19 protein-coding genes and 1 pseudogene are annotated in these 19041 nt (G+C 37.5%); 15 read left to right on the forward strand and 5 right to left on the reverse strand.

All coding sequences use genetic code 11. The features are described from left to right. Window positions 1-10: 10 nt before the first annotated feature. The 7 genes from KI343_RS00075 to KI343_RS00105 all read left to right on the forward strand — a co-directional run bounded on the left by KI343_RS00075 (window position 11) and on the right by KI343_RS00105 (window position 5867). On the forward strand, window positions 11-382 hold the full coding sequence (locus tag KI343_RS00075; RefSeq protein WP_212924391.1) for a cupin domain-containing protein: 372 nt from the start codon (window positions 11-13) through the stop codon (window positions 380-382). Between the two features lie 231 nt (window positions 383-613). Further along, the gene (locus KI343_RS00080) at window positions 614-1294 is read left to right on the forward strand and encodes a response regulator transcription factor (protein ID WP_212924392.1); all 681 of its coding nucleotides are present in this window, start codon (window positions 614-616) and stop codon (window positions 1292-1294) included. 107 nt (window positions 1295-1401) lie between these two features. Further along, window positions 1402-2319, forward strand: a complete 918-nt coding sequence (locus KI343_RS00085) for an ATP-binding cassette domain-containing protein (protein WP_212924393.1) — start codon at window positions 1402-1404, stop codon at window positions 2317-2319. Then, window positions 2316-3065 (forward strand): ABC transporter permease, encoded by a 750-nt coding sequence (locus KI343_RS00090; protein ID WP_212924394.1) that lies wholly within the window; start codon window positions 2316-2318, stop codon window positions 3063-3065. The genes KI343_RS00085 and KI343_RS00090 overlap by 4 nt, the downstream gene beginning before the upstream one ends. Window positions 3066-3081: 16 nt before the next feature. After that, window positions 3082-3990, forward strand: coding sequence for a sensor histidine kinase (locus KI343_RS00095; protein ID WP_212924395.1), 909 nt, complete (start codon window positions 3082-3084; stop codon window positions 3988-3990). Between the two features lie 249 nt (window positions 3991-4239). Beyond that, window positions 4240-5091 (forward strand): ABC transporter ATP-binding protein, encoded by an 852-nt coding sequence (locus KI343_RS00100; protein ID WP_212924396.1) that lies wholly within the window; start codon window positions 4240-4242, stop codon window positions 5089-5091. Between the two features lie 71 nt (window positions 5092-5162). After that, window positions 5163-5867 carry a hypothetical protein gene (locus KI343_RS00105; protein ID WP_212924397.1) on the forward strand — a complete coding sequence of 235 codons (705 nt, stop codon included), beginning with the start codon at window positions 5163-5165 and terminating at the stop codon, window positions 5865-5867. Between the two features lie 130 nt (window positions 5868-5997). Here the strand turns inward: KI343_RS00105 and KI343_RS00110 are convergent, their stop codons facing one another. Together KI343_RS00110 and KI343_RS00115 are read right to left on the reverse strand one after the other, a co-directional pair. Then, complete coding sequence (locus KI343_RS00110) at window positions 5998-6738, reverse strand: hypothetical protein (protein ID WP_212924398.1); 741 nt, start codon at window positions 6736-6738, stop codon at window positions 5998-6000. A gap of 247 nt (window positions 6739-6985) precedes the next feature. Continuing rightward, a complete protein-coding gene (locus KI343_RS00115; protein ID WP_212924399.1) occupies window positions 6986-7135 on the reverse strand; it encodes a hypothetical protein in 150 nt (49 codons plus the stop codon). Window positions 7136-7688: 553 nt separating this feature from the next. On the opposite strand from KI343_RS00115, the gene KI343_RS00120 reads away from it, so the two are divergent. The 6 genes from KI343_RS00120 to KI343_RS00145 all read left to right on the forward strand — a co-directional run bounded on the left by KI343_RS00120 (window position 7689) and on the right by KI343_RS00145 (window position 13705). Next, the gene (locus KI343_RS00120; protein WP_212924400.1) at window positions 7689-8606 is read left to right on the forward strand and encodes a patatin-like phospholipase family protein; all 918 of its coding nucleotides are present in this window, start codon (window positions 7689-7691) and stop codon (window positions 8604-8606) included. 135 nt (window positions 8607-8741) lie between these two features. Further along, the gene (locus tag KI343_RS00125; RefSeq protein WP_212924401.1) at window positions 8742-9299 is read left to right on the forward strand and encodes a DEAD/DEAH box helicase family protein; all 558 of its coding nucleotides are present in this window, start codon (window positions 8742-8744) and stop codon (window positions 9297-9299) included. Between the two features lie 44 nt (window positions 9300-9343). Continuing rightward, window positions 9344-10033, forward strand: a complete 690-nt coding sequence (locus KI343_RS00130; protein WP_212924402.1) for a hypothetical protein — start codon at window positions 9344-9346, stop codon at window positions 10031-10033. 224 nt (window positions 10034-10257) lie between these two features. Further along, window positions 10258-10563 (forward strand): hypothetical protein, encoded by a 306-nt coding sequence (locus KI343_RS00135; protein WP_212924403.1) that lies wholly within the window; start codon window positions 10258-10260, stop codon window positions 10561-10563. Between the two features lie 370 nt (window positions 10564-10933). Continuing rightward, window positions 10934-13099: a type IA DNA topoisomerase gene (locus tag KI343_RS00140; protein ID WP_212924404.1), complete on the forward strand. Its 2166-nt coding sequence runs from the start codon at window positions 10934-10936 to the stop codon at window positions 13097-13099. A 165-nt stretch (window positions 13100-13264) separates the two neighbouring features. Beyond that, window positions 13265-13705, forward strand: coding sequence for a hypothetical protein (locus KI343_RS00145; RefSeq protein ID WP_212924405.1), 441 nt, complete (start codon window positions 13265-13267; stop codon window positions 13703-13705). A 62-nt stretch (window positions 13706-13767) separates the two neighbouring features. On the opposite strand, the gene KI343_RS00150 is transcribed toward KI343_RS00145, so the two are convergent. Then, window positions 13768-14427, reverse strand: a complete 660-nt coding sequence (locus KI343_RS00150; protein ID WP_212924406.1) for a hypothetical protein — start codon at window positions 14425-14427, stop codon at window positions 13768-13770. Between the two features lie 75 nt (window positions 14428-14502). Further along, window positions 14503-15909, reverse strand: a complete 1407-nt coding sequence (locus tag KI343_RS00155; RefSeq protein WP_212924795.1) for an alkaline phosphatase — start codon at window positions 15907-15909, stop codon at window positions 14503-14505. Window positions 15910-16202: 293 nt separating this feature from the next. On the opposite strand from KI343_RS00155, the gene KI343_RS00160 reads away from it, so the two are divergent. Next, window positions 16203-16541: a DnaJ family domain-containing protein gene (locus KI343_RS00160; protein ID WP_212924407.1), complete on the forward strand. Its 339-nt coding sequence runs from the start codon at window positions 16203-16205 to the stop codon at window positions 16539-16541. A 147-nt stretch (window positions 16542-16688) separates the two neighbouring features. Here the strand turns inward: KI343_RS00160 and KI343_RS20500 are convergent. After that, window positions 16689-17870: pseudogene (locus tag KI343_RS20500) on the reverse strand (metal-dependent hydrolase family protein). Between the two features lie 666 nt (window positions 17871-18536). On the opposite strand from KI343_RS20500, the gene KI343_RS00170 reads away from it, so the two are divergent. Further along, window positions 18537-18989, forward strand: coding sequence for a nucleoside deaminase (locus KI343_RS00170; RefSeq protein WP_212924408.1), 453 nt, complete (start codon window positions 18537-18539; stop codon window positions 18987-18989). Window positions 18990-19041 lie beyond the last annotated feature (52 nt).

Consider the following 19041-nt stretch of genomic DNA (forward strand, 5'->3'; position numbering starts at 1 on the left):
GTAGATAGCTTTGAAAATCATTTCGTTTGAAAAAGAATTTGGAACATCGATAGATTCCAAGGCAACGAAATTCACTGCGCATCGAATTTTGCTGGATGCGAATGAGATTCGGTTGAATTATATGTACCTTGAGGATGATGATGAAATTCCGTTTCATGAAGCGCTGGCAGACCAGCTCTTTATGATTGTATCTGGTGAAGGCTGGGTTTGTGGGAAGGATAAGAAACGCATTTCTCTGGCTTCTGGGAAAGCAGCTTTTTGGAAAAAGGGAGAATTTCATGCTGCAGGAACGGACACGCAAATGACTGCTTTTGTTATAGAGGGACGGCATTTAAATGCTCAGAATGTACCTGTATTAAAGAATCTTATCATAGATTATTAACTTAATAACGAATCTTTATTATTTGATTTTAAGTGAAAAGATTAGTGTTATCTGTATTAATTTTTATATAGCTATCATTTTCCGAGAACAAAGGAGTCTGCATATTGGAATGATATTGATATGCACTCCTCTATTTATTTTGGGAAAATAGGAAAAAGAATATTTTCCAATAGCAAGAAACAGTGGTAATTATAATAAAGTAATAGAACTCTGCAAAAGTGAGTGGTGAACGTGAAGGAAGAAAAAAGAATTTTAATTATAGAAGATGACCAGGAAATCAGCAGATTACTGAATGTTATTTTAATAAAGATGGGTATGACTCCTGTGGCTGCATATTCCGGTACAGAAGGTCTGTTGCAACTAAAAAGTAACACATTTGATTTGATTTTATTGGATTTAATGCTCCCGGGAATAAGCGGTGAAGAATTTATTGCACAGGTTAGAGAGGAGAGTGCAATCCCTATTATTGTGATTTCCGCAAAAGTTGGCATAGATGATAAAGTTCAAGTCTTGAAGATGGGGGCAGATGATTATATAACCAAACCTTTTCATCAGAAAGAAGTAGAAGCCCGTGTTGAAGTCCAATTGCGAAAATCGAAGGTCCAGCCTACACAAATAGAGGAGAAAGTATGGCGGGGGCTGGCCATTTTTCCAGAAAAGTTTTCTGTAACGTTAAACCACAAAGCTTTGCAATTAACCAATGCTGAATTTGATATTTTAACTTTATTAATCAATCATCCAGAGCATGCTTTTTCTAAAAGAGAGATTTACGAAAAAATCTGGAAAGGAACCTATGTAGGTGATGACAACACGATTAGTGTCCATATCTCGAATCTCCGCAGAAAAATTGCTGAAATCACTTCTGATGAGTATATCCGGACGATTTGGGGAGTAGGATTCATGCTGGTTTAATAAAGGTTTTGCCTTTCTTTATGAATTCTTTATGGTTTACTTAAAGGATTTTAAAGACCCCTGCGCTAAACTGAGTAGGAAGAACATTTAGTGAAGGAGTCGAGAAGATGAATGCGGTTATTAAGACGTATAAATTAACAAAGAAATTCAAGCAAGAAGAAATCATTCAACCGCTTGATTTCTCCGTGGAAAAGGGAGAGATATGTGCCTTAATTGGTAAAAACGGTGCTGGTAAATCCACTATTTTTAAAATGCTGGCAGGCCAATTAGAGCCGACAAGCGGGGAGATACACCTATTTGGAAAATCCGGTAAAGATATGACTCAAGCCCAAAAAAGAATGGGTTTTATGATAGAGACACCAGTCTTTTTTCCAGATTTTACGGCAATCCAAAACCTGGAGTACTTTAGAATCCAGCGTGGAGTTGCTGAGAAGAAGCGTATCGATGAGGTATTAAAAACAGTTGGATTGGCGAATCAAAAGAAGAAAAAGTTTAAAGATTATTCGATGGGTATGAAGCAGCGGTTAGGAATAGCGCTCTCCTTATTAAGCAGTCCCGATTGTTTAGTACTTGATGAGCCGATTAACGGGTTAGATGCGGAAGGTATTATAGAAATTCGCAGGTTATTAATGAAGCTGAATCACGAAAAGCAAATAACGATTTTAGTTTCCAGTCATATTTTAACGGAATTACAGCTTTTGGCAACTCGTTTTGTATTTATTAAAAACGGTGTGATTGTGGAGGACGTAAGTAGAAAGCTCTTGGAAGAAAAAAGCAAAAAATATATCCAGCTCCAAGTGGATGACACATCAAAGACCGCTCAATTATTGGAACGCAGATATGGCGATATTCAGTATAAATCCCTTCCTGATCAGATTATTACTATCCAAAACCATATAGAAGAGGCTGGAGAGATTAACCGCCTTTTAATCGATAATGGTGTGTTTGTGAGGGAATTCCGCGTGGAATCGCTGAATTTAGAAGATTATTTCTTCGATTTAGTGGAAGGAGCGGATGAAAAATGATGAACTATTTGAAAAGTGAAAACTACCGGTTGCTACGTAAAAAAAGCTTTTATTTCACAACGGCCATTTGTTTTATTCTAATTACCGCAGCGGCATTTATTTTGTATTATTCTGGTAAGGCAGACTCGAATTTCCCTTATGCTACAAGAAGTTTTTTTTACTCGAATGTCATTGGAATGGGAACCCAAATTATTATTGTAGCCTATTTGTATAATGCTACATTGACGGGGAAGGATCTATCTCTTACTAAACAAGCCGTGTCCTTTGGAATTTCCAGGAGTACGATCTTCTGGTCGAAACTGATTCTGACATTCAGTTATTTTCTGCTGGTATGTATAGCAGGTTTACTCTTAATGATTGGATTGGGGGAGAGTCTTTTCACACATCAGCAGGGGGTAACCAGTAAATTTCTCATTGCCAGTTTTAATATGGTTCCTATGGTACTTAGCGGATTTCTGCTGACTCATTCATTTAAAATGCTGAAGGTTCCGGATATATATAATGTAATTCTTCTTATTTTCATTTACTTTTTTTCCGGTGACTTGCTGCGGCTGTTATTCCGGCAGATAAGCGGATTGGATGAATTTTATAAATTTGCACCAAGTACACAGCTGACTGATAATTTAATGAGCTTTATGGACCAATCTGTACAGGTGGATTATCGCTATTGGATTACAGGTGCCGTCATCGGTGTAATTGTCTTATTTATAGGTGCGGCCAAATTTACGAAGCAAGATATTGATTAACCTAGGAGGGGTAACAGTGAGCAGCTGGCTGATTATCGTCATTTTGAGTTTTCTATTAATCGTTTGTATTGGGATGCTGCTGTTACTCCATTGGGATATCAGAGGAATAACAAGCCAGCTGGAAGAAATTAATGAGAATTTCGGTACAAATGAATTGGTTCGTACAAAAACGCACAGTAAAAGTGTGGTTCGGTTTATTACAAAGGTAAACCAGCTGATTCTTTTATTTAAGCAGGATCAACAACATCAGCAAAAAAGAGAAGAAGAATTAAAACAAGAAATCACTAATCTCTCCCATGACCTGAGAACACCCTTAACCTCAATTAAAGGATTCTCAGAATTGCTGACAGATTCTTCCTTGTCAGCTGCAGAGAAAAAAGAATTTTTGACTATTATTCAAAAGAAAATTGAAAACTTAACCATGATGGTAGATTTATTCTATGAGCTTTCGCAAATAGACTCTTCCGACCAGCATTTTAGCATGGAACAGGTATCTTTGGATCAGCTTGTCGTGGAGACAATGCTGATGTTCTATCACGATTTTGAGGAAAGTAAGTTAAAGATAGATGTAGACGAGACGGCCGTCTCCCCTGTTTTGGCTGATAAAAAAGCAGTCAATCGGATTATCAGCAATATTGTTCAAAATGCCTTACGATATGCGGAAAATTATTTTACCATTAAAATGAAAGAAGAAGCGGATTTTATCCAGCTTCAGGCAGAGAATGATATTTCTGGGTTTAACGAAACAGAACTCCATCGGATTTTTAATCGGACATATCGGATGGACAGCAGTAGAACTGGCAGTGAGCTTGGATTGGGTCTGCATATCGTCAGGCAATTGGTAAATAAATTAGGCGGAAAGGTAGATGCTAAAGTCAAAGGGAATCAGTTTCAAATCGTTGTATCTTTTAAGAAATGGACATAACGACCAAGGGTTTAAATAAGGCGAATAATCGTTGGACGAGGGAGGGTATTAGCAAAGATGAATAGAGAAACTACTTTATTTCATAGCGGCTTTTATTAGGTTATAAGTTGGCGGATTTGTTCTAAGTTGCATTTATTTAACTATCTAAAGTTGGCCAAGCAGGTAGTTGCTAGATTATTAGACGTTTTAACGTAATCTGAACGGCTTAAAAGATATGCTAAAGAATCTGTAGTTAGGAATGGTGAGAAGATGGGGGAGTTAGTAAGCCTAAGAGATATCCGTAAATCATATGGCAGAAAAGAAGTTTTAAAAGGTATTTCACTATCCATTGAACCTGGACAAGTTATCGCAGTGTTAGGTAGTAATGGAACGGGAAAAAGTACTTTTTTACGCATCATTGCTGGAATAGAAAGTTTAAATGCCGGGCAGGTTTTATTTACGAACAACAGTATAAGGATAGGGTATGTCCCAGAGCGGTTTCCGAAGAATATTCGTTTTACCCCGGTAGAGTATCTGCATTATATTGGGGAAATTAGTGGAATACCAGCAATAACCTTGAAAGAGAGAATCCCATCTTTCCTACAACGTTTCGGACTGGACCAATTTAGTAATCGTCGTATTGGTGAATTATCAAAAGGAAATATCCAAAAAGTAGGTATTGTTCAAGCAATTCTTCAACCACCAGATCTACTCATATTAGATGAGCCGGTATCAGGATTGGACGCTGAAGCGCAACAGGAATTATTGAAAATACTAAAAGAATTAAAAGCAAGTGGAACAACTATTTTGTTGACATACCATGAATCGAATATTTTTGAGTGTATGGTGGATCGGACATATGAAATAAAGGAGGGTCTCCTGTACGAAGGGGCTCTAACTAAAAAAGCAAAGGAAGATTTGAAATTAATCGAAGTAAAACATGTAGAAAGTTCGACTATCCAGGGGTGGAATGACATATTACGCATCGAGGAACAAGCGGACAGCTTATTGCTATTTGTTGGTTTAGAAAATAGTGACCAGGTTTTGGCGAGAGTCCTTGAAGCAAAAGGAAATGTGGTACGTGTTGTTACTGTTGAAATGGAAGAAATACGAAAAGGTTAGGATTCGCAGCTTCTAGTATGTTGAATGACTGTTTACATTTCAATTTTTCATAACTGTAGGGAGAGAATTTTTTGAAGGATTTAATCAAATACACTTTACATGATTATTTACGATCGCAAAAGTATTTTCCGCCAACATCTACTTACTTTATATTAATACTTATTTTTTACACCTATAAACCCAATCCAATTATTGATAGTTACGCAGTTACAGCGTTAATTTTGTTTGTGACTTCTGCTTGGCTTTGTATGAGCGTTTTATCTTTAGATGCCCCTGTACAGAGACAAATCATGATTTTACATATAAAGAGCAGTCATAAATATTATATCGCAAAACTAATCGCTATATGGCTTATTGCGGTGGGGTTGGCTGTGTTTGCTTTTGTTTATCCTCTTGTTTTTGGTATGTTTGCTGAACCAGTTTCGCTGAAGGTTGGCTTTGTATCTCTAGCTAATCATATTTTATTAGCTACGCTGGGTATTAGTATAGCTAGTTTTTTTAATAAATCGATGATGGAAAGTACAGTGAATGCGTACGGAGGCTTGGTACTTACGCTTATTCTCTCTTTTGCGTCGCTAGGAATTTATAAAGTATTACCTTCGTTTATAAAATATGTAGCTTGGCTTCTTCCTCCAGCTGTAAGTACACAAATACCATTAATTCAATGGGATGGAGAAATGATAGGGGAATTGTCTTTAATTCCTTTTATTTGGATATTCATATATTCCGTCGTCTTATTTATTTTGTTTCTCCAAGTAGCTAGGCTTAAGAAATAATTATCGGAAGAAGATGTTAAATCTGTGAATCAATTCATTCCTAACTCAAACACATAAAGACCAGGATAAGAAGGACGCGAATGGAATGAATGCTTCCATTCGCTCTATCAGTACGTGTTTAAACAGCCTATCATTCTACAACACGTATCTTCTCAATAATAGTGATAATCTCGTCATTATCACCAGGATTGATGTAGACAGATTCCGTGTTTTCAATAATATCTCTCATTTCCTTTTCGACTTGATCTAAATCAATCTCATCAGGTCGGGGCATTCCTCCGTACCAGCGATTTCCGTATGGAATTTCATATACATTAATTGTTCCGTCTCCATTGCCGCTATATGTTATCATGCCATCTGCAATACGAGAACCAGATATCTGAATAACATCTTCTGGGTAACTGACATCATTGTCCTCGTCATTGGGATCAAGTCGTGTGCCGGATGGAAGATGTTCAACATACAATTCATCGATGTCTTGATTTGGACCAAGCTGCAGCCATACACGGGCATACTCAATTTCCTCGGAAGAATAGCTGGATAGTGTATGGTTATCTTCACTTTCTTCAGCTGCGCTATTATAAGAATGAACAGTTTCTGAGTCTTCACTTGGATTACTATCAGATTCGTTGTCTGCAGAATCTGCGGAAGAACGATTATTTCCTGCTTCATCAGATAAATCATCTGTTGCAGTATTATCCGATTTCTTATCTGTCGGGCTGTTAGCATCTTCGGTTTGCTCTGCAGCAGTATGATTTGCAGCAGAATCATTTTTGGATTCTTCGGTTGAATTATTCGAACAGCCAATGAGAAAAAAGACCAGTGACATTAGCGCCATATTACCATAGATTAATTTTATGAATAGCTTCAATGTAATCCATCCTTTCGGCTAAAAGATTGTTATTTCATATCGATCCTAATTCTTTATTGAATTAATAGATAACTCTGATAAAATTATCATATAGTGTTTTGGTTGTCTACGTATAGTATTCAATAATAATTATGTATGTTAATGGGTAGTGATTGCAATAAATTCTGAAAAGCAAGAAGGAAATCTTTTTCAATTTCAAAAAAGCTAAGTCGAGAATTGCCCACCGCTTAGCTTTTTTGTAAAGATGCTACCTTTTTCGTTTGTTTTTCTTATTGTCCAAGTTCAGAAACTCACTATTTTCACTCGCGAATTCGGTATCATTACCCTGTTTATTATATTTATTACGATTATTTTGTTTTCCTTTATCCTTGTTACGATTTTTATTTTGCTCAGACATCATCGCACCTCCTGTGAATGTTCCCGGTGTTTTAACCACCTATGAAGCTAGTTTAACCATACAGTCATAAATTATAAGCGTACAGCAACACCTTGTTCATTTAAGGTTAAAACTGGATTTCGGTTTGAATTTTCAAAATATAGGGAATGGGATATAATATTAAATTCAATGCCAATAGGTGGCTAATGGTGAAGGAAGCTCGTTAGATCACTTTTAAAAGGGAAGCAACGTTTACCACGTCATCCGAAGTGCCAGAAGAGATTGAAATGGCAGAAGCTCCTGCTATTTGGAAGAATGCGTAAAGAGGTAAAGGCCAAGCGATAGGGGTTATTGATACTTGATATTATAACTGAAAAGCCCGGGATAACCTCCTAGCTTTTCCTAGCTTCGGCGGGCAGAACTATAAGTTTTTCAGTCTGCTTTGAAAGCTAAAGTGGAGCTCTCTAGGGGGGAATCTCCTACTGTTCGGTCCTCCCGAGCTTTTAGGATCGGCTACTTAAGGGGGCAGGATTTTCCCTCTCTCGTTAGGGGGTAACATTTGTGAGGTGAGAAAATGAAGGTAGATGCTGTTTTTGAAGGTGGTGGAATCCGAGGAATTGCTTTTGCCGGTGCGATTCAGGCGATGGAGGAGGAAGGTGTAGAGTGGCAAAGGCTGGCGGGGACCTCAGCGGGAGCGGTGACTGCGGCTCTTTTGGCAGGCGGATATAAAAGCCATGAAATTCGAAAACTTCTGCAAGAACTGGATTTTTCGAAACTTCTGGGGAGAACCATCCTCCACCGCGTTCCCGTTATTGGAAGCCTGTTGGAACTTTTCATTCATTTGGGTTTCTATAAAAATAATTACCTGGGCGAGTGGCTTGATGTTCTTCTAGCTGAAAAAGGCATTCAGACCTTTGCTGATCTTCCAAAGGAAAAGCTAAAGATTATCGCTTCGGATATTTCGAATGGCCAGATGTTAATTTTGCCAGATGATTTGGATCGGTATGGCATGCTACCTGGAGATGTGAAAATATCAACCGCTGTCACGATGAGTGCCTCAATGCCATTTTTCTTCCGTCCAGTGATTTGGAAAGCCAAAAATGGCAGGAAATCCTATATTTTAGATGGGGGCTTGCTTAGCAATTTTCCAATTTGGATTTTTGATACAGATGGGGAACCACGTTTTCCAACGTTCGGGTTTCATTTTGTGAAAGATCAAATTGATGCAGATGCTGTGATTCCAACACCGGTCCACCTTTTCGTGAATATCTTTAAGACGATGTTCCAAGCACATGATCTCCGTCATTTGAATGAAGGAACTAGAGAAAGGACGATTCAAATTCCGACTGGCGACATTACTGCCACTGATTTTGAGTTGAGTGACGATGAAATTGAGTATCTCTATCAATCAGGCTATTCCTCAGCCAAAAAATTTCTAGCGAACTGGGATTTTGAAGCTCATAAGGCAAATCGAAGGGAACGAAAAAATTGAGGGTTTTATCGAACGTAGTACCTTTGAGAAAAATTTCATACATCGATAGAGTGACCAAAAGATTTAAGTGATATCTAAAGGCGCAATGCATTTTTCAGAGGGTAAGATGGATTAGCCTAGAATAAGGAGGAAGTTATGAAGTTTGTGCTTATATTTGGACCTCAAGCAGTTGGTAAAATGACAGTAGGGCAGGAATTAGAGAAAATAACGGATTTGAAGCTGTTTCACAATCATATGACGATCGAATTACTCGAACCGTTCTTGGGATTTAATACAGAAATGTGGAAAATGTCAAATCTATTTAGGGGAGAAATATTCAAAGCAGTAGCTAAAAGTGATCAAGCAGGACTGATATTCACCTATGTATGGGCATTTGATCAACAAGAGGATTGGGACTATGTAGATAAGATTTGTGAAATTTTTGAATCCAAAGGTGCGGATATTTTCTTTGTGGAATTAGAAGCGGATACGGATGAGAGAATAGAACGGAATAAAAGCCCACACCGGCTCGAACACAAACCTACAAAAAGAAATATTGATTGGTCAGAAAATGAACTTATTAAGACGATGGAAAAACACAGATTGAACTCCTTCGAGGGTGAAATTAAAAGGGAAAATTACATAAAAATAAATAATACTAAATTAAGTGCTGACGAAGTAGCTGGGATAATTTCAGGAAAATTTAATTTGTAGAAAATGAAAGGTGTTTGCTGTGAGTTTGTTGGAGTTGATAATACTTGAAAAAAATGTCATTCTTTAGTCGCCTGTTAGAGAAGTTGATAGGGGCCAGTTTTTCAATATCAATCTTTTTTGTCATCATGATCATTATCAGTCAGTTTAATTTGTTTGAATTCCATGAACTGATTATATCCCCAGTGATTTGGGTTTTATTTTTTGGTTACGGATTAATTAGTTCCTTTATTATTGATATTATTGGGAAATTCATACCTTGTTTTTCTTTGGGTAAACAGATGTTGCTTTATCTTTTGTTCGGTTACCTCATTTTTCTGATTGTGATGCCAATCGAATACGCATTGATTGCTGGAACAGTGGGTGGTATTTTTTCTCTGCTTTTTCTCTTTGGTAAAGAAAAATTAAAACCATCTAAATGGTACAGCTGGATTACATTCGCAGCACCGCTAGTTTGTATTGTGATGATTCCTTTGGATTTTACAAGTAAAGTAGGATGGAACGAGGTGACAAGAGATACATTTGTAGGGGTTGAATACAAATATTTTAATGGTGAACATTTAATTCCCATCCACGGTGAACAGGGTGAGCGAATTTACTTTGAGGTAGAACATCATTTTAGTCATGGAGACAGTTACGGTTTGTCTGTTTATGATGAAAATCACAATCCTGCAGGAATGAATGAAGAAGATGGCGATATATTAAGTGTCGATTTTAAGGAAGAAACAAAACCTTAAGCGCGATAATTCAACACTAAGTTGTAGGGGAAACGCTACTGTTTTTAGCCGAACGGATTCATTATTGGAAGTTTGAGTCTGTTTTGCCAAAGGTAAGTTGATTTAATTGGCAAATCTTTTAGAAAACAGTTTGAAGCGTCAATTGCAGCCCTTCTTATATACTTATCTCCTAGGTCTTTATATTAATCTTAAAAATAAATAATCTGTTTTTTAGGATGATAAAAATGAAAAAAATTATTTGGATTATAATATTAATTATTGGGATTGGTATTTCAGGGTATTTTTTCTGCGCAAAGAATAATCTAGAGAATGATGTAATTGAACACGTCATGGTTGAAAAAAATATTCCCAAAGAGAATATAGTATCTAGTAAAGCTTTTGTAGCTAATTTACCAGGGGTAAGAAACTATATGGTTAGTATAAAAATAGAAAACGATACAAATACGTACTTTTATTATAAAAATAAAAATGACGAAATAATTTTAGAATCTTATACTGATGAAAACGGAGAGGAACATGTAATGGATTAAGAAAAGATGTTAAATAGAATAGTCGATAATGTATATATTAGTTCCAGACCTTCGTAACATCAAACGTTAATAGTTTTATAATGGTTTCTTTTTATGTTTCTCCCCCCTATCAGAAGATGAGATTCATTTCCTTCACTGAAGCTGGCGACTTTATGTCGCTGGCAGCGTTTTTAACCGTGAAATAGTTTTATAACCTGGTTGTTCATTTGGTATAATTATCCAATTCCCAAAGATCTTTCGGAGGATTCCGTTAGAAAAAAAGCATAATCTATGGCATAATGGTAGTGAACCGAACGGATGTTTCTAGTAGGGCCGAATCAAAGTATAATAAACGACTGATATGGGCTATAGGAAAGGCGATGAATTCGAAATGGGAGTTCGATTAATTTTAGCAGAAAAACCATCCGTCGCAAAAAACATTGCAGACGCATTAAATATTAAAACAAAGAAAGATGGTTACTTTGAAGGGGATAATTATTTGATTACTTGGGCATTTGGCCATCTTGTCGAGTTATACGATGCAAAAGACTATGATGGGAAAATGCGGAGTTGGAAGATGGAAAATTTTCCTTTTATCCCTCCTGAATTTAAATATAAAGTGAAAAGCAGTCCGAGAAATCGAGCCCAAACAGATGGCGGAGCAGCAAAACAGTTAAGAACAATTCATTCTCTAATGCGACGGAGTGATGTGGAGGCAATTATTTCGGCTTGTGATTATGACCGCGAAGGCCAGTTGATAGGGGATAGTATTATTTACCGAGGCGGGGTGAAACCCAAAGCTGCGGTATATCGCCTGCTATTGAATGAATGGACGCAAAATGAAGTGTTACAAGGCTTGGAAAATCTTAAACCAAACACGATGATGCAGCCGTTAAGGGATGCAGGAATTAGCAGACAATGGGCTGATTGGGTGATTGGTATTAATTTGACATCCGTGGCAACGTTAAAATACCAGCAAGGAAAAAGTAAAGCGTTAAATATAGGCAGGGTACTCCTCCCAACATTAAAAATAATCTATGATCGTGATCAAGAAATAAAAAATTTTAAGCCAGAAGATTATTTTAAACTATCTGCAACATTCCAGACAGCAAGTAACCATGAATACGAAGGAATATATGTAGAAAACAAAGATGAGAAATTTAAGAAGAAGGAATTATTAGAAACAATCCACAGCAAGATTCAAAACAAGCAAGCAATTATTACAGATAAGCAAGTGGAGAAGAAAAAGGAATTCCCCCCGTTTTTATTCAATTTATCCAATCTGCAAGGGTTTATAACTAGTAAATACAAGGGTTGGACATCTGATAAAGTATTAAAGGTGGCCCAGTCACTTTATGAGAAAAAGCTGATTACCTATCCGCGGACATCTAGTATCGCATTAGAAGAAAGCTTGGTTGGAAAAACAGCCCATGTATTAAAAGTACATTCCGAGGAGCTTCCTTATAAAGATGAAATTAAATTTATGAAAACAAAGCGCGTTTTTAATAATGCAAAAGTAGAAAGCCATAGCGCAATCATTCCAACATATATGAAGCCTAAGCGACTTTCAGCAGATGAAGGAATTGTCTATACTGCCATTAAAAATCGCTTTATTATGCAGTTCATGCCGATAGCTGAATATGAGGAGACGAAGCTGATCACAAAAATTCTAGATCTGGATTTGCCTGGTGTTTTCCATTCAAAAGGAAAGGTACAGCTTATCGAAGGCTGGAAAAAAGTAGAGAAAATCCAATCAAAAGATACGTTGCTGCCATCCGTTAGCAAACAGGAGCGTGTTCATGTCTTAGGGGCTGAAGTCACTTCGCATGTAACGAAGCCGCCAAAACATCATACAGAAAGAACCTTGCTTCGTGTGATGGAGACTTGTGGGAAAAGTTATAAAGAGGATGAAAGCGAAGAACTAATGGGCGGAATTTTAACCGGATTTAGTATTGGTACAGCTGCAACCAGAGCAGAAACAATTAAAAAGCTGAAGGATGTAGGTTATATTACAACTGAAAGTAAAAATTTGCTTTGTACAGAGCTTGGCAACCGGCTTGTGGAAACTTTTCCCGTAAAAAATCTTTTCGATTTAGATTTCACTGGGCGTCTCGAAAAAACGTTATCAGATATTCAAAAAGGAAAAGTGAGCAAACAAGAATTCCTTCAACTTGTTTTTCATTTTACAACAGAGTCGGTTGAAACAATAAAGCGTGGAGAGGACGTTATTATTCACAAGGTAACCTCTTCCCGAGCCACCAATGAAGTATTAGGTACATGCCCTGCATGCGGTGGCAAGGTGACAGATAATTATAAAGCCTTTGGCTGCAGTAATTGGAAAAAAGGATGTACATTTGCGATTTGGAAAAATGATAAATATTTAGCCTCGATGCGCAAGAAACCGACCAAAACAATGGTAAAAATGTTATTGAAGGAGAAAAAAGCCTTCGTTAAAGGTCTGACGAGTAAAGGCGGAAAGAAATTTAATGCCTATTTAAGCTATGAAAAGAATAAGGAGAATGATTACTATAGCTGGAAAATGGAATTTTTAAAGTGAATAACGCTAATAGCCATAATGAAAAAGGACACCTTCTTAAGTTTTCAAGCTTTTAAGGTTGAAATGGTGTATACTTGAGAGTAGAGGTAGCATATTTTTTCACAAACGGAGATTTCAAGAATTTTTATTTACCATGCTAATTTTCCTCTAGACAGGATGACAAATATGAAACAAGTTATCGTAAGTACAAAGGAGAACCTGGGTTATGGTACATTAATATGGATATACGCGAATAACCGTAAAGTATATCGCAGCAGTACAATCATCGATGGTGATACGCCATTCCAGCATTACGATGCGAATTATATGGGAATGGTTGATACGCTATATCGCGATCAGGAAAAACATCCCCGTCTATTTAAACAAATGCTCGAGAAATCGAACCGGATTTTTGGTGTGTGTCTAAACAAACGTCGTAATGCTGATGGTTCAAAGGATATGAAGGTACTTTTTTTCTCGGATTGGGATAGTATTCAAGACTTTGCTGAAAATGATTTCCCAACGCTTGTAAAAGCTGAAGTAAAGCGAAGAAAGCTAGCCAAACAAAAGTGGGTTGAAAGAGGAAAATTATTCTCAGAAAAGAAAAAAAGTCGCGATAAATATTAATACAATAAGAGAAGCTGTCCATTAGGTATATACTTAATTGGACAGCTTTTTTCTGTGTAACGTTATATTTCAATCTCTATCGTTTGAGCATCTGTCACTTTATTGCCTTCCTCATCATATACATCACTTGTTGTTATCGTAATAGAGGATAGGTTATCTGCCTTCTCTATGATAAATCCCATATTTCCTTTTCGAGATTGACCAGGTTGCAGTAATTCATCTATTCCTTCGAGATAGACATCATCTTCCCAATGAACCTGTTCCCCATGGTTTGTCTCTATTTGCGCGATTGGACTAAATTGGAGATTTTGGCTGGATGTGTTGTTTACCTCTACAAAAAATTTTATGTAATCAAATTCTGATTCGGCTGTTAAACCATGAAAATAGTCGATCATACTGTAAGCTGGTCGAAGGTGAATCAATTTTGCGTCTCTGATAGTTAATTCGATATTCCACATTTTATAAACCTGATTTACTTGATTCATCTTTATTAGGGTTGAGCGCCCCTTCGAATCTTCTATTATTTGGTCTGGTTCTACTAATTCTCTATCGTCCGGCAATTGCGGATTCTTCATATATCCTTCTAAATATTCGGCAGGTGGATTGGAATCTGAAATTGCAACAGACTTAGCTTCAGCAGCATCAGCTTTCTCTGCCTCTCTATCTTGAGAACAGCCGGCCAAAGCAATCATTAAAATAAACATACATATCGTTTTTTTCATTATGAATACCCCTTATTTTGGTGAATGTGCCTTATATGACGAGGCCTGAGCCATCATATAAGGCGAATTTATATGCTATTTCGTAGCTTCTTTCTCCGGTTTCGTATCTGCTTCCATATCAGCATCTTTTATTTCTGTTTTTTCATCTTTACCTTCTAAAATACGGAAGATAAGTTTCGCTTGATCTGTGTTTTCGATTTGTCCAGCAAATTGTTCGGATTTAGGACCGAAAGCATATACATTCACGTCTTCTCCTGTATGTCCACCTGTTGTCCACCCTGTATTGGAACGAACATTAAAAATTTCTTCAATCGCGTTATCTACTTCTAATGTATCTTCAGTCTCTGTTGCTTTTTCAACGGATTGAATCTCTTTATCCGTTAATTCTAAATCAATGTATTTGCTTAATGTTTCTCTAACATCTGCACCATTCATAATTTCTTCAGCCATATAGTCCGGTGTCCGTTTAGCTGCATGAAGTGGTTCTGTAAACCAATTGTAATCATCATTTGCTGCAAGGGAGAAACCACCTGTTGAATGGTCCGCTGTTGCCACAACTAATGTATTGCCATCCTTCTCTGCAAATTCAATCGCTGCTTGGAAGGCTCCTTCAAAATCTTGCATTTCGCTCATCGCGGCTACAATGTCATTATCATGACCTGCCCAGTCAATTTGGCTGCCTTCCACCATTAAGAAAAATCCTTCCTCGTTTTTGCTTAAACGGTCAAGTGCTGTATTGGTCATTTCAGCCAAGGAAGGGATATCTTCTGTACGGTCAATCATTTTCGGCAACCCTTCTTCCGCAAACAAGCCTAGAATTTGTTCTGTATCATCGTTTAATAGAGCTTCTTTATCCGTAACGTAACTGTACCCATCCTGTTGAAATTCTTCTGTTAAATTACGATCTTCACGCTCAAATAAAGCTGTGCCTCCGCCCAATAAAACATCTATTTTATGTTCATCATTGATTAACTCATCATAGTAATCATCGGCAATACCATTCATATTCTTTCGTGTCTCGTCATGCGAACCGAATGAAGCTGGTGTTGCGTGTGTAATTTCAGACGTAGAAACAAGGCCGGTGGATTTGCCTGATTCTTTTGCACTCTCTAATACCGTTTTAGCCTCCGACAGGTCATTATCTACGGCAACGGCATGATTATATGTTTTTACCCCTGTTGACATCGCTGTAGCTGCTGCTGCAGAGTCGGTGACATTTTCATGCGGGTCTTCAGAATATGTAGCTTGCTGTCCAACTAGGTACTTGTCAAATACGGTTTGGGGAACATATTTCTCGTTCTCGGTATCTTTAAAATAGCGGTACGCAGAAGTATAGGAAACGCCCATTCCATCACCAATTAAAAAGATGACATTTTTCACTTCAGCGTCATTTCCTTTCGCATTCTGATTCCTATTTTCCTCTGATGCGTTCTCCATCTTGCTGGCTAAAGCATCAGTGCTGCCATAAGCAGTTAAACTCATAAATGTGAGACTTGTTACGGTTGCTAAGGATAATAGCTTTTTACCTAATTTCAATGCCAATTCCTCCTTCAATGTTTCAATCTATCACCAATAATAAAGAACCTATTTTAAACGAATATAAAGGTAATGTAAGGAAATTGTTAATTTTGTAGAATTTAAGGGGGAAGTATAGATGATAAATAGAAAAATAGATAAAAAAACAGTATACTAAAAAGGAGATACTATTGTTTAAATTTTCTGTATACGAAAGGTGCGTTGGATGGTAAGAAATAAAAGTAGGGGAGATGAGATGATTGGATAAGGAATACAATGATTTAATTGGCGATATAATCAAAGGGAATGATTATAGCTATGAGAAGGATTTAACGGGGAAGGGGAAGCCTTTGTCGAAAGATTATATCCAAAAAGATACGTTTCAACACTTTCAAAAAATAGCGAAGGATGCTGGTTATTTGCCACCGTGGCTGAAGCTGCAAAAAGAGATCAGCTTATTAGTGCAGGCAGCTCAAACAGAAGGGGATATCAAAAAGATTAATAAACAAATTAAAATGCATAACCGAATCTGTCCACCGCCGTTGCAAAAGGGCTTTGTCAGCTTAGCTACCCTGGAAGCAGCGAAAAGAGAGTGGTAACTACAAACGAAAACTGGACTTGGACAACAGGAATATATCGAATTTCCTTATTTGCATAAGTAAAATGAAGACATTCATCCAAGGGGTTGGGGAGTGTCTTCGTTTTTAAATGGTGATTTTACAAGATCAGCCGACTTCTTGTAATGCTTATTCTACTTTTTTTCCTTTTTTATAAACAATTTTTTTCCTTTGGACAGCTTTAATATCTTCTAATGGATTTTCTTCTATAATAATAAAATCAGCGAGCTTGCCTGTCTCAATGGAGCCAGCATGATCGTCAATTTTTAGCAATTCTGCCGCATTGATAGAAGCGGATTGTAATGCCTGCAAAGGTGTTAGTCCAGCTTTCACCATGTGCTCAAGCTCTTGAGCAGACCCATTTTCAAAATCATTATAAGCAGTTCCTGCATCCGTTCCCATCGCAATTTTAACGCCTGCTTTAGCTGCTTTGCCAATGCTTTCAATATGCGCCTCCTGAACAGCAAGAGATTTTTTAACCATAAATGCAGGTAATTCCTCAGGATGTTGATTAATAGCCCAAGGCGCCATTAATGTTGGGACTAGATACGTATCATTATCAAGCATCATTTGAATTGCTTCATCATCTAAGTAAATCCCGTGTTCAATTGAATCTACACCGGCACGAATCGCGTTCTTGATTCCTTCTGTCCCTTGAGCATGCGCACAAGCTGTATAGCCTTTATGGTGGGCTTCTTCCACACCTGCGCACATTTCTTCCACACTGAGTTGAACATCATTCGGTGTCTCACCGTCCATGCTTACACCGCCGGTTGCCATTAATTTAATATTCCTTGCTCCATTTTTGATATTGAGACGTGCATTTTTACGAACCTCATCTACACCGTCAGATTCCAATCCCAACTCAACACCGTGTCCGCCAGTCATTACAATCGCAGGACCAGAACTGATAATACCTGGTGCAGTTATTTTATTTTGTTATTCCAATTTAGATAGGTGTAAATCAATATTGTCGGAAGATCCAACATCGCGAAGGTAGGTAACACCATGTTTTAAGAGTTTGTTTAAATTATCTATCGCAATATACGTGTTTACGACAGTTCCCGTTTCTGTAGTGCTAACAGAAGAAAGACCGCCGATTTCAAAGAAAGGATCGAGCATAATATGTGTGTGGGCATTGATTAGACCTGGCATGACATATTTTCCCTGCAAGTCAATAACTTTTTCTATGTTTTCAGTATCTTTTTGAATAAATATGCCAGACTCCGTGTCTACTGCAAAATCGATCGCTTCAAACGTTGAATTTTTCCCGGTAAATACGTTGGCATTTCGAAATAAAATAGTTGTCATTTTGTTCTCTCCTCATGATAGAATTCCTAAAAGTTGTGTGAATCATGTTTAAAAATCGATAATCCTAAATATAACATAAATTAAGAAAAAACTGGGAGGGAATCTCAGATTAATTAATATTTTGGAGCGAGATAGGGATTATTGGAGTGGTAACGAATTACGGAGCGTGAATAGAAATGTTGGAGCGGTAACGGGAATTATGGAGCGAGTATAGAATTATAGGAGCGGTAACGGGAATTATGGAGCGTGAATAGGATTATTGGAGCGGTAACGGGAATTATGGAGCGAGTATAGAATTATAGGAGCGGTAATGGAAATTGCGGAGCGAATTAAGAGGAATTGTCGGACAAAGAAAGGTTGTCTCAGAAATATAGTGACTTGTACATGGAATCATGTTACACTTACTTTTGCGATGAGCTGATTTGTGTAAGACGAAGGATGCAATTCATGTGGATGTGAACACATGGTCTTTCGCCACAAATTTCGTAAAGACACTTGTACTTAAATGTATAGGTGTCTTTTTTGTTTAGAGGAAATAGTATTTTTAGGTTGGAAACCCTTCAACATATTCGTTTGCCTATATAGCTTACTCGATAGTAAAATACATATATAACAAATAGAGCAGTTGTTATCCTTGCTATTCTTTGATAAATGGAGGTTATCGAGATGGTTAAATTCATGAAAAGGGCAGTAGAGCTAGCTGTAGAAAACGTAAGAGACGGTGGACAGCCATTTGGTGCAGTACTTGTAAAACATGACCGTGTTATAGCAGAAGGAGTCAACGAACTGCATAAAACGTATGATGTTAGTGGACATGCGGAAATGCTGGCTATCCGCAGAGCGCAGAAGGAATTGCAAACGAATGATCTATCGGGTTTTACCATGTACGCAAGTGGAGAACCTTGCCCAATGTGTTTAACTGCGATGTACTATGCGGGGATTGAGAAGGTTTTTTATTGTGCATCACTTGAGGAAGCGGTCGAAGTGGGATTAGAGAAGTCAAAAGTGATATATGAGGATCTGCAAAAACCGAAATCAGAACGAGCGCTTACAATGATACAAGTGCCGTTGGATGAAGAGCAAGAAAACCCAATGGAGCTATGGAAAGAGCGAAAGTAGATTTTGTTAAGGGGCAGCCCTTCACCATTTATGAGGGCTAATACCTTTTATT

Source organism: Oceanobacillus sp. J11TS1 (genome assembly GCF_018333215.1).
GTDB lineage: Bacteria > Bacillota > Bacilli > Bacillales > Amphibacillaceae > Oceanobacillus.